The 12,413-nt window shown below is 46.0% G+C and carries 11 protein-coding genes; 6 read left to right on the top strand and 5 right to left on the bottom strand.

Features of this window, described 5'->3' with window-relative positions; translation table 11 throughout:
- Positions 1-77 precede the first annotated feature (77 nt).
- From D0T66_RS05835 to D0T66_RS05810, 6 genes are all read left to right on the top strand, one after another.
- Positions 78-2,186, top strand: coding sequence for an LptF/LptG family permease (locus tag D0T66_RS05835; RefSeq protein WP_221412179.1), 2,109 nt, complete (start codon positions 78-80; stop codon positions 2,184-2,186).
- Positions 2,187-2,206: 20 nt separating this feature from the next.
- Positions 2,207-3,421: a bifunctional 3,4-dihydroxy-2-butanone-4-phosphate synthase/GTP cyclohydrolase II gene (locus tag D0T66_RS05830; RefSeq protein WP_163356319.1), complete on the top strand. Its 1,215-nt coding sequence runs from the start codon at positions 2,207-2,209 to the stop codon at positions 3,419-3,421.
- Between the two features lie 36 nt (positions 3,422-3,457).
- A complete protein-coding gene (locus tag D0T66_RS05825; RefSeq protein WP_163356318.1) occupies positions 3,458-4,168 on the top strand; it encodes a Bax inhibitor-1/YccA family protein in 711 nt (236 codons plus the stop codon).
- Positions 4,169-4,248: 80 nt separating this feature from the next.
- On the top strand, positions 4,249-5,442 hold the full coding sequence (locus D0T66_RS05820; protein ID WP_163356317.1) for a pyridoxal phosphate-dependent aminotransferase: 1,194 nt from the start codon (positions 4,249-4,251) through the stop codon (positions 5,440-5,442).
- Positions 5,443-5,445: 3 nt separating this feature from the next.
- Entirely contained in the window at positions 5,446-6,147 is a 702-nt protein-coding gene (locus D0T66_RS05815; protein WP_163356316.1) for a diphthine--ammonia ligase, read from the top strand.
- 12 nt (positions 6,148-6,159) lie between these two features.
- The gene (locus D0T66_RS05810; RefSeq protein WP_163356315.1) at positions 6,160-6,846 is read left to right on the top strand and encodes a WG repeat-containing protein; all 687 of its coding nucleotides are present in this window, start codon (positions 6,160-6,162) and stop codon (positions 6,844-6,846) included.
- A gap of 32 nt (positions 6,847-6,878) precedes the next feature.
- Here D0T66_RS05810 and D0T66_RS05805 read toward each other — a convergent pair whose 3' ends face one another.
- The 5 genes from D0T66_RS05805 to rfbB all read right to left on the bottom strand — a co-directional run bounded on the left by D0T66_RS05805 (position 6,879) and on the right by rfbB (position 12,392).
- Positions 6,879-8,099 (bottom strand): 3-phosphoshikimate 1-carboxyvinyltransferase, encoded by a 1,221-nt coding sequence (locus D0T66_RS05805; RefSeq protein ID WP_163356314.1) that lies wholly within the window; start codon positions 8,097-8,099, stop codon positions 6,879-6,881.
- Positions 8,100-8,174: 75 nt separating this feature from the next.
- Positions 8,175-8,819: a hypothetical protein gene (locus D0T66_RS05800; RefSeq protein WP_163356313.1), complete on the bottom strand. Its 645-nt coding sequence runs from the start codon at positions 8,817-8,819 to the stop codon at positions 8,175-8,177.
- A gap of 48 nt (positions 8,820-8,867) precedes the next feature.
- Positions 8,868-10,178, bottom strand: a complete 1,311-nt coding sequence (gene murA / locus D0T66_RS05795; RefSeq protein WP_163356312.1) for a UDP-N-acetylglucosamine 1-carboxyvinyltransferase — start codon at positions 10,176-10,178, stop codon at positions 8,868-8,870.
- A 45-nt stretch (positions 10,179-10,223) separates the two neighbouring features.
- Positions 10,224-11,231: a UDP-N-acetylmuramate dehydrogenase gene (gene murB / locus D0T66_RS05790; RefSeq protein WP_163356311.1), complete on the bottom strand. Its 1,008-nt coding sequence runs from the start codon at positions 11,229-11,231 to the stop codon at positions 10,224-10,226.
- Positions 11,232-11,255: 24 nt separating this feature from the next.
- On the bottom strand, positions 11,256-12,392 hold the full coding sequence (gene rfbB, locus D0T66_RS05785) for a dTDP-glucose 4,6-dehydratase (protein WP_163356310.1): 1,137 nt from the start codon (positions 12,390-12,392) through the stop codon (positions 11,256-11,258).
- Positions 12,393-12,413: the final 21 nt, after the last annotated feature.

Below are 12,413 nucleotides of genomic sequence, written 5' to 3'. Positions count from 1 at the left end.
ATATCTTTCAACAGAATATTGACTTCCGATAGCTTCTTTTTACTACTTTTGTATCGCAAATTTGAGACAACAACCGAATGTTCAAGATAAAACGGCTTTATTCATTCATTTTGCAGTCATTCCTACCAGTATTCCTGATGACGTTTGGGATATGCTTGTTCATTGTATTGATGCAATTTTTGTGGAAATATGTCGAGGATATTGTGGGTAAAGGAATATCCATCAATATCCTGCTCGAGATGTTCCTCTACGCAGGCCTCAGTTTTATTCCTTTGGCACTCCCTTTAGCCATCCTGCTGGCCGCCCTGATGACATTCGGGAATATGGGTGAACGACTAGAATTGCTGGCGATAAAAGCGGCAGGAATATCCCTTCTGAAAACAATGAAGCCGCTTATCTTCTTCATCGCTATCGTATCGATAGGGGCTTTCTTCTTCCAGAACGAAGCCATGCCACGCATTCAGGTCAAATTCAGAACTTTACTCGTCTCCGTAAAAGAAAAATCGCCCGAACTGGATATTCCGGAAGGTGCTTTCTATAACGGTATCAGAGGATATAGCATCCATGTGAAGAAAAAAAATCCCAAAACAAGGATGATGTACGACGTAATGATTTACGATACATCCAAGGGACTTAACGACATGATGGTATTTGTCTGCGACTCGGCATTGATGACCGTAGCCGACACCAAAGACCGCCTCTACCTCGACCTGTTCAGCGGGCAACGTTTTTCGCGCGACGATACCAGCAAAGGCAATCAGCCGAGCAGGCGCAACAGCCAGTACGCCCCTTACAGCCGCGAGAATTTCAAAAAGAAAGCGATAACCATCTATTTCAGCACGGACTTCAATATGATCGACGAATCGTCTATGGAAGGAACGCAGTTCTCCAAAGACCTGAAAGAGTTAACCACCTCTATCGATTCCATGCGTCGCGATCTGGACAGTCTGAACCGGATAGACAGGGAGATGATGTTCAAACTATATCGTCCCGAAATAATCGCAGCTCTTCAACCGTCAACGATAAAAAAGGAAACAAACATTTCTTCGTCCACTACCGCCATATCTACCGATACAGTTAAGGCAAAAGCGAAACAAGCTGAAGAAAGCCAATTCATAGCGACCGACTTAACCCATGTGCAGCCGATAAATTTCGACTCGCTGACGAATGTCTTGTCGCGGTCGGATAAAATAACCTCTCTGGAAAGAGTCAAGATGCGGGAAGAAGGAGTAGCCACATCTTTCTATACACAAAGCTGGATGAAACCTCGTCTGGAAGATAATATACGACGTCATGAGGTGGAAATGCACCGCAAGTTCACGCTTTCGTTTGCCTGCCTCATCTTCTTTTTCATCGGAGCGCCTCTTGGAGCAATCATCCGCAAAGGGGGAATGGGTGTGCCTGTCATCATTTCGGTGGCTTTCTTCATCGTCTATTACATCTTCGAGAATGTCGGTGTGAAAATGGCACGCGACGGCGTATGGCCTATATGGCAGGGGACATGGTTGAGTTCGATGATTCTATTCCCTATCGGCGTATTCCTCACCTACAAGTCGATGAACGATTCCGACTTGTTCAACATAGGAGCATACTCCAAGTATATCAGGAAGATACTCTTTATGAAACCTAAACCTGTCAGTTTCGAAGAAGCAGAAGTCGACCCGAAAGACATAAAACCTCTCTCAGAATTGAATGCCGATCCTGATTTGGTAAACAGCCTGTTGCCTCTCGACAGCAACATTCTGAAAGATATTATCATGAATTATCAGCAATACAAATACGACCAAAGCATACAACCGATAGCATTGGCCATACTGAAAGAGCGTGGCGAAAACTTTTTCGGCATAAAACTGAAGAATCCGAATTACAAAGAAGCCAAGAAAACATACAAGGATTTCACAACCAGCGGATTGATAGGATTTATCCCACTCATTGGCTGCATCTTAGCAGACCACACCGTATTCTTTTACCCATTCCTTGTGCTGTATTTAATATTCCTCATCAGGACGTGCTTTTTCTATTTCGACTTTTACAGGTTGGTTTACAGGCACTATAAGCCGAATTCGAAGCACCTCCTATTGATTATATTATATTATATTATCGGTTTGTACTGTGTTATTCTCTACCCTCTTTCCTCGCTCTTTTTACGAAAGAGTATGAAGAAAGATATGGGTAATGTAATTTGAACATAAAATAAAAAGCCATTATGGACAATATAAAATTAGACTCGATTGAAGAAGCGATTGACGAGTTCCGCAAAGGGAATTTCGTCATTGTGGTAGACGACGAAGACCGCGAAAATGAAGGCGACCTGATTATGGCTGCCGAAATGGTCACGCCGGAAAAAGTCAACTTCATGGAAAAATATGCGCGCGGGCTGATTTGTGCGCCTATCACCGCCGAACGTTGCGACGAGTTGGATTTGCCGATGATGGTTACCAATAACACCTCAACGCATGCCACACCGTTTACCGTCTCTGTCGATTTATTGATAAACAACTGTACAACAGGGATATCTGCCTACGACCGTGCCGAAACGTTGAAAGCGCTGGCAAATAAAAAAACCAAACCCGAAGACTTAGGCCGTCCGGGACATATCTTCCCGTTGCGTGCCCGCGACAAAGGCGTATTGAGCCGTATCGGCCATACCGAAGCTGCCGTAGACCTTGCCCGTCTGGCAGGACTTTATCCGGCGGCAACGCTTATCGAAATAAAGAAAGAAGACGGCGAAATGGCACGTATGCCTGAATTGATGGCTTTCTCGAAAGAACATAATCTCAAAATCATATCCATTGCCGACCTCGTAAAATACCGCCTCGAAAGGGAATCGATTATCGAGCGAGGTGTCGAAGTGCAAATGCCGACAGAGCACGGCTATTTCCACCTGATACCGTTCAAACAGAAATCGAACGGACTGGAGCACATAGCCCTTATAAAAGGGACTTGGGAAAAAGACGAGCCAATACTCGTGCGAGTACACTCATCCTGTGCGACAGGCGACATCCTCGGTTCGAAGCGTTGCGAATGTGGCGAACAATTGCACAAGTCGATGGAGATGATAGACAAGGAAGGGAAAGGTGTTATCGTTTATCTCAATCAGGAAGGCCGCGGCATCGGTCTGATGGCAAAGATGGAAGCATACAAGCTGCAGGAGGAAGGCTACGACACGGTAGATGCTAACCTGCATCTGGGATACCGTGCGGACGAACGCGACTATGGCGTAGGTGCTGCTATCCTACGCGAATTAGGCGTAAAAAAGATGCGCCTGATGACCAATAATCCGGTGAAGCGCAAAGGGATAGAATCTTTCGAGCTCGAAGTGGTAGAGAACGTACCTATCGAAATCGCTCCGAACGAATACAATGCCCAATACATGAAAACAAAAAAAGACCGCATGGGTCACGATTTACATAATATATAATAACAACTATTTACATAATATATAATAACAACTATTATGGAACTGGAAACAAGAGAAAACGTACAGGCGCAGGCAGCTAACCAAACGGCCTACCGCACATTATTCCGCAATGTATATACCTGGATGGCATTAGCCCTCCTCATCACGGCAGCCGCATCGTGGGTGGTGGCCTCTACTCCGGCACTCGTCGAGCTGATTATCGGACAACGATTCGTTTTCTGGGGATTACTTTTAGGCGAACTTGCATTAGTATGGTATCTGTCGTCGCGCATCAACAAGCTATCGTTTCAGACGGCTTCGCTGTTTTTTGTCATCTATTCGGTGATGAACGGACTGACGCTGTCTATCATCTTCTTGATATACACGCATGCATCCATTGTGACAACATTCCTCATCACGGCAGGCATGTTCGGCGCAATGGCTCTGATAGGCACCTTCACCAAGAAAGACCTGTCGTCATGGGGCAGTATCCTCCTGATGGCACTTATCGGGCTGATTATCGCTTCGGTAGTCAACTTGTTTCTGGGAAGCAGCATCCTCTATTGGGCTGTTACCTTCATCGGGATAATCATCTTCGTAGGACTTACTATCTACGATGCCAACAAAATAAAAAGAGCTTTACAGGCACACGGACACGAAGTAAACGACAGCACACAGAAAATCGCCTTGATGGGTGCGCTATCTCTTTACCTCGATTTCATCAACCTGTTCCTGCTCCTGCTCAGAATCTTCGGAGGTAGAAGGTGATTTTCAACTAACGGTTAACATTTTATTTACTCGTAAACTTGTAACTTGTAACTAACTACAATACACTAAATAATATGACTATGAATACAGTTTCGAATCGTATTGCAAATCTTGCAGAATCGGAAACATTAGCAATGTCTCAAAAGAGCAACGAACTGAAAGCTCAGGGAATAGACGTTATCAACTTGAGTGTGGGCGAACCGGATTTCTTTACTCCGCCACATATCAAGGAGGCTGCTAAAAAAGCGATAGATGATAATTTCTCGTTCTACACACCCGTTACCGGATATTTATCACTGCGCAAGGCAATATGCGAGAAACTGAAAAACGAAAACGGATTAGACTTCAAGCCGTCGCAAATCGTATGCTCCAACGGAGCAAAGCAATCGGTTTGCAATGCCGTATTGAGTGTTGTCAATCCCGGCGACGAAGTCATTATCCCTACGCCGGCATGGGTGAGTTACACCGAAATGGTGAAACTGGCAGAAGGAAAGGTGGTTACCGTATTGGCGGGAATAGAACAAAACTTCAAAATCACCCCAGCCCAACTCGAAGCAGCCATCACCCCGCAAACGAAGGCGATTATCCTTTGCTCTCCATCCAACCCCACAGGAAGCATCTATTCCAAAGACGAGCTCGAAGGATTGGTGAATGTATTGGCTAAATATCCAAAAATCATCATCATAGCAGACGAGATATACGAGCATATCAATTACGTAGGCAAGAACGAAAGCTTAGCCCAATTTGAGAATATCCGCGACCGCGTGGTTATTATCAACGGTGTGTCCAAGGCGTATGCCATGACAGGCTGGCGCTTGGGCTGGATGGCCGCTCCGCAGTGGATTGCCGATGCCTGCAACAAATTGCAGGGACAATACACGTCAGGGCCTTCGTCCATCGCGCAAAAGGCTGCCGAGGCCGCTTATACTGGCTCACAGGAATGCGTAAAAGAAATGCAACAGGCCTTTCAACGCCGACGTGATTTGGTAGTGAAACTGGCAAGCGAAATCGAAGGGTTAAAGGTCAATGTACCCGACGGAGCGTTCTATCTCTTCCCTGAATGTAGCTACTATTTCGGAAAATCGTATAACGGACGCGCGGTTCACAACTCGGGCGATTTAGCCATGTTCCTGCTCGAAGAGGGACATGTAGCCTCTGTTGGGGGTGCTGCTTTCGGAGCACCGGACTATATCCGTTTCTCGTATGCCACTTCGGACGAAAACATCATTGAGGCATTCCGCAGGGTAAAAGAAACCCTCGCCAAATTGAAATAACCGATGAAGAAAAAGGCTGTATTCAACTGGAGCGGAGGAAAGGACTCGGCTTTAGCCTTATACAAAGCCCTTCAATCGAACGAATACGAAATTGTCTCCCTATTGACGACTGTCAGCAGGGAGACTTCTTGTTCATCCATGCACCTTATCCCGAGCAAATTCCTGCAAATGCAGGCGGATAGCATCGGTATCCCGCTCTATCGGGTGATGCTCCCATCCAAAGACTTGGAAGGGTATGAAAGGGAAATGATGGAAGCTGTCAACCATTTCAAAGGACAGAGAGTTACTCATTTCATTTTCGGCGACATCTTCCTGCACGACGTAAAAGCCTATCGCGAAAAGCAACTGACACCTTATGGAATCGAAATCGTAGAGCCTTTGTGGGATATGACTCCCGAAGAGGTCATAAGCGACTTTCTTGCATCGGGCATCAAGACAAAAATCGTTATCACTCAGGCAGATAAATTAGGCAAGGAGTTTATCGGGCAGGATTTGGATGCCAAATTTGTTAAATCTCTGCCTAAAGAAGTCGACCCTTGCGGAGAAAACGGAGAATATCATACCTTTGTCTATGATGCTCCGATGTTTAGCAAACCTATCGGATTTTCGCTGAGCGAACCGCTGAAACTGTCATTCGACATCCGCATGGATGATGGTACAACTCAAACATTTCATTACTGGCAGGTTAAGATACAGGACACCTAAAAACACACAATTATGAAAAGAACATTTACACTCACACTACTTGCAATACTATTCTGTACAATACTCTCGGGACAAACAAAAGACGACTATCTGGTCGCTTTTTGCGACAGCACGAAAGGGGCGAACGGGCTCTATGGTTATCAAACTCCAGATGGAGAGGTTGCTATCCACGCTTGCTATCTATTTGTATATACTGATACATTATATAAGGCCGGATTCGTCGTATCGCAAGACAACGGAATGATAGCCATAGACCGCAAAGGTAATTTTCTGCTCACCCCCTTCATCTTCGATAATGGTCCCGACTACCTGCACGAAGGATTGTTCCGCTACGAAGAGAACGGAAAGATGGGCTTTGCCGATGCCGATTGCAACATTGTTATCCCTGCCCAGTTCGATTTTGCAGAACCTTTTGGAAAACTCCACGATTTCGGGCAATTTATCGATTATGACGACTGGGAAGACTCCGATATCGAGCATTATGAACAGGGACTGGCAATCTACTATATAGGCGGCGAAAAGCACAAGATGGGTGAATATTGGTATTGGGACAAATGGGACGAGATGGGCTACGTCAATAAGAAAGGGCAACGTTTCGCGCGGATATCCCCTTGGAAGGGAGATGGATGGGAGGCATGGACTACCGACGGAAAGCATGTTGAATTAAATAATGGAGGCGAAATCATTAAAACTTTCTGATTCCGCCCCCTAAAACTATATTCTACAATAATTCATTCTTCTATTTCGAAACCGATTTTCTTCAAATCTTCCCAATAGCGGGGATATGATTTGGAAACCACACCGGGCTTATCGATTATCAGATTAGGTATTTTGATGGCGGCAGGCGCAAAAGCCATTGCCATACGGTGATCTTCGTAAGTCTTAATTACAGGATTTGCTTCGGGTTCGCAACGTTCGCCGTCCCATTCGAGGATATTGTCACCCGTGTCCCGCAAGACGTAACCGAGTTTCTTCAATTCGGCTTTCAGCGCTGCTATGCGATCGGTTTCTTTGATGCGCAAGGTTTGCAAACCGGTAAACAGGAACGGTATATTCTTCATGCAACAAGTCACCGCAAAAGTCTGCGCCAAATCGGGCTCGTTTACAAAGTTATGAAAGAACTTCTTCGTATTGCGCGCTGTCTTGGTAAGCACCACCCCATTGTCCACAAACCGGGTATCAATGCCCAAATCGAGGAACAACTCGGCAACCTTGGAGTCGCCCTGCATACTATCGCGAAACAAGCCTTCGAGCCTGATTTCAGCTTTATCAGCCAACGAAGCTATCTCGTACCAATAGGATGCCGCCGACCAATCGGCCTCTACAACATATTCCAACGGGCGGTAATCTTCGGGATAGATATGGATGGTCTTGTCTTCCCACGATGCTTTCACTCCGAATTGAGCCATCATGCCCAATGTCAGCTTGATATAAGGAATCGATATAACCTCCCCTTCGAGGTGGATAGTCAACCCCTTAGTCATGGTAGGGGCAATCATCAACAATGCCGATATAAACTGCGAACTGACGCCGCCGGAAAGGTATATCTCGCCTCCATCGAGGGCAGTCCCTTTTATTTTGAGGGGCGGATAGCCCAACTTACCCAGATACTCGATTCGCGCGCCAAGCGAAACCAAGGCATCGACCAATACATTTATCGGGCGTTCCTTCATACGCTCAGTACCCGTTATAATCCAATCGCCGGGCACACGCGACAGATAAGCCGTCAGGAAGCGCATAGCCGTTCCGGCCGCCTTCACATCTATCAGGTTCGTCTCCGTCTCGAAAGCGTCGACCATCACATTGGTATCGTCACAGTCCGAGAGATTCTTTATCTCATAGGGGCTCTGGCTCAATGCGCTCAGTATCAATGCACGATTGCTTATACTCTTGGATGTAGGCAACTGGATAGTTGCGTCTATATGGCCGGTTGCGTTGATTTTATATTGCATAACAGTTGTCAATTAGTCCTCTCACGACACGAATTTAGAAAAAAGACCTCACAAAGAATCGCTTATTAAAAGAGATTAAGCTTCTTTTATCAGTCTTAACACTCGGTCGTATCCCCATTTTTCTTCGACATCTTCATCGGAAGTAAATACATTCCTCCAAACGAAATCCTGTACCGATATCCGGGTAGATGCCGTATTGTTCCATTCGACGGTCAGTCCGGCCGCTTTCAATGCATCCACGACTTTATGACCTATAATAATGGCTTCTTTATCATTATTCGCCTTCGCTCCCGAAAAACCTATCATCAGTTCGTCGGTTTCTATCACCCGTTCCAAATCCTGTCCGTGGTAATAGCAATAGCCTATCGGCTTCGAGCCTTCATCCTCGGCATCATTCCACACATCTTTGGCGTCATATACAGCATCGGAAGTCGTATATCCCGCATTATGCAAAGCTATAATCCCCTGACGGGCAAGTGCGTCGAACGCGGCATGCAACTTTTCGGTATCGGTAGGATGTTGCCAGGTTTTACTGGCTTCGAAGTTCTTATTGTATTCGCGCGTAACACGCTCGCGTATCCATTCTTCACTTATTTCGCACTCCCAGCCTTCATCTTCTACGGCTTCCATAGTGCTGTCAATAATATCTTCGAGTGATTCAAATCCGGATTTTATACTAATCAGGAAATGATTGAAGATATATTCTTCGTTTTCTGTCATAGTGTAAAAAGTTGAATTATACGTATATAAGTCTTTTTCTTAATAATATCAACATCCGTCCATACGCAGAATGCTTGCACCCAACTGATTGAGGCGGGTGTCTATATTCTGGTATCCACGGTCTATTTGCTCTATATTGTGAACGGTGCTTTTGCCATCGGCGCACATAGCGGCAAGCAACAAAGCAATACCCGCACGGATGTCGGGCGAAGTCATTGTGGTTGCCCGCATCGGACGTTTGCCCGTACCGATAACCGTCGCACGGTGCGGATCGCACAGGATTATCTGTGCACCCATATCGATCAGTTTATCGACAAAGAACAAGCGGCTCTCGAACATCTTTTGGTGAATCAATACGCTGCCTTTAGCTTGCGTCGCCACAACAAGGATAACGCTCAACAAGTCGGGGGTTAAACCCGGCCACGGAGCATCGGCAATGGTAAGGATAGAACCATCGATAAAGGTATCTATTTCGTATTCTTTTTGTGCGGGAATATAAATATCGTCCCCACGGCGCTCAAGCTGAATACCCAATCGGCGGAAAGTATCAGGGATAATACCCAAATCGTCATATGCCACGTCTTTGATGGTCAATTCCGAACCTGTCATTGCAGCCATACCGATGAAGCTCCCTATCTCGATCATGTCCGGCAATACACGGTGACGGGCGCCTTTCAGCTCTTTCACTCCCTCTACACGAAGCAGGTTGGAACCTACACCGGTTATTTTTGCACCCATCTGGTTGAGCAACTTACATAGCTGCTGCAGATAAGGTTCGCAGGCAGCATTGTAGATGGTCGTTTCGCCTTCGGCAAGCACGGCAGTCATCAGGATATTCGCCGTACCTGTTACAGATGCCTCGTCGAGCAGCATGTAAGTACCTTTCAGGTTTTTGCCCGAAATGCTATATAGTTCGCGATTAGCGTCGTAATTGAATTCCGCACCCAGCTTTTGAATACCTACAAAGTGTGTATCTAAACGGCGGCGACCGATTTTGTCTCCTCCGGGTTTAGGCAATAATGCTTTCCCGAAGCGGGCTACGAGCGGCCCGATAATCATTACCGAACCTCGCAATGAGGCGCTCTTTTTCAGGAATTCGGGTGTTTCGAGGTAATCCAGATTGATATTATCTGCCTTGAAAGACCACGTGTCTCCGTCGATACGGCGTGTGGTAACACCCATCTCGCTCAAAAGGGCTATGAGGTTATTGATATCCAATATATCGGGTATATTTTCAACAATTACTTCTTCGGGAGTGAGTAATGTTGCGCAAATAATCTGTAATGCTTCGTTTTTTGCCCCTTGCGGGATAATTTCTCCATTGAGGCGGCAACCGCCTTCGATAATAAATGATGCCATGAATAATTAATGATTTAATATATTAATGTGCTGATATGCTTTTGATTAAAAAATATGGACTTCGGGGTCGAGCATAATGTCGAATTGTTCCTTTACAACCGAGCGCACTTCGTTCATAAATCCGACAATCTCGTTCCCATCCTCCGTTCCGTAATTGACGATGATAAGCGGTTGATTAGGGTATGTGCCGACATCCCCCACCCTTTTGCCTTTGTATCCGGCTCTGTCAATCAGAAAGGCTGCCGATGTTTTCACCCAGCCTTCTTTGTAAGGGAATACGGGTAATTCGGGGTATGCCTCCTTTATTTCTTCCGCGTGCTCTACCGTTATATACGGGTTTTTGAAAAAGCTTCCGGCATTCGGTAATTCTCTCTCATCCGGCAACTTACGGCGACGGATACGGATAACCGCATCGCGCACATCTTTTGCCGTCGGAGATTCTACATCTTCCAGTTCCTTGTTCAAATCCAGATACTTGGGTTGATAGTGGAATGTACGCTGCAAGCAGAAAACCACCGATATAATAATATAATTGCCTTTCCGCTTGAAGACGCTATCGCGATAGGCAAACTCGCACTCGGCATTGGTAAAGGAAACCACTTCGCCGGTGTGCATATCCAATGCAACCACCTCGCGGATGCTGTCTTTCACCTCCGCGCCGTATGCCCCGATGTTCTGCACAGGGGCAGCACCTACCGTTCCGGGAATAAGCGAAAGGTTCTCCAATCCGCACAAGCCGCTTTCGATAGTATAATTCACGAACGAATCCCAGTCCTCCGAAGCCATCGCTTCGATATAAACCTCATCATCCGGCTCTTCTTCGTACGAAGAATCGTGCATACCATACAAGGCAAGCTTGATGACTAGTCCATCGAAATCCTTGGTGAAGAAAAGATTGCAGCCTCCTCCGATTATCAACTTTTTTTCGTCGGGATAATCGACCAGACATTTGCGGATCTCGTCGATATTCGTCGGACTGCAGAAAATTTTAGCGTATGCTTCTGTCCTGAAAGAGTTCAGGTCTTTAAGCGGGTAACGCCTATGATATTCCATGTAAGTTCAATACTTATAGGGTTATTATCTGTCTTTATACATTTGCTCGTAATACTTCATATAGTCGCCCGATGTGACTTCTTCCACCCAATCCTGATTGTCGAGATACCAGTAAATCGTTTTCACGATACCTTCGTCAAACATTGTTTCGGGTAGCCAGTCCAACTCGGTCGATATTTTAGTGGGATCGATAGCATATCGCTGATCATGCCCTTGACGGTCGCGGACAAACGTTATCAAATCATTATTTATCCAGCTGATATCGATAGAGCCATCGGCAGCGATTTCTTTCTTCTTCAAGACGTCGCGGTATTTAGGCTCTTTCTCCATAATGTTGTGGATAGTAGCAATCACGAGCTTCACGATGTCGATATTCTTCTTCTCGTTGTGCCCGCCGATATTGTACACCTCGCCTACCCTGCCGTGATGAACGACTTTATCTATCGCCTTGCAATGGTCTACGACATATAACCAGTCGCGCACATTGCTTCCATCGCCATAAACAGGCAACGGCTTACCCGCCAGAATATTGCGGATAATAAGCGGAATCAGCTTTTCGGGGAAATGGTAAGGCCCGTAGTTGTTGGAGCAACGGGTGATATTAACAGGCATTTTATAGGTTTCGTTATACGCCCGTACGATAAGGTCGCCACCTGTTTTGGCCGAACTGTACGGCGAACGGGGATCGAGCGGTGTTGTCTCGGTAAAATAGCCGGTATCGCCCAACGAGCCATATACTTCGTCGGTAGATACTTGCAGGAATTTCACCCCCTCGCGCCAGGTCGGATAACCGTTTTCGTCCGTCCCGGTTGTCCAGGCTTTTTTGGCAACGTCCAACAAATTCTGTGTACCTAATATATTGACTTGCAAAAATAATTGCGGATTCTCGATACTGCGGTCTACATGGCTCTCGGCAGCGAAGTTCACGACATAATCAATCGTATGCTCATTGAACACTTTTTCTACATCTTCGCGGCTGCAAATATCCCCTTTGACAAATGTCACGCGGGCATCTTTCAATTCGTTAGCCAATGTCCCGAGATTTCCTGCGTATGTTAAGGCATCGAATACAATTAGCTTGGCTTCGGGATGAGCCGCTAACATATGTTTCACGAAGTTGGAACCTATAAATCCGGCTCCTCCGGTAATAAAGTATGTCATATCAGTTTTTTATCTTACTTA

Origin of the sequence: Dysgonomonas sp. 25, from assembly GCF_010501075.1 — a bacterium.
Lineage (GTDB): Bacteria > Bacteroidota > Bacteroidia > Bacteroidales > Dysgonomonadaceae > Dysgonomonas.
The sequence above is the reverse complement of the archived record's forward strand: the minus strand, read 5'-3'. Positions and strand labels throughout refer to the sequence as shown.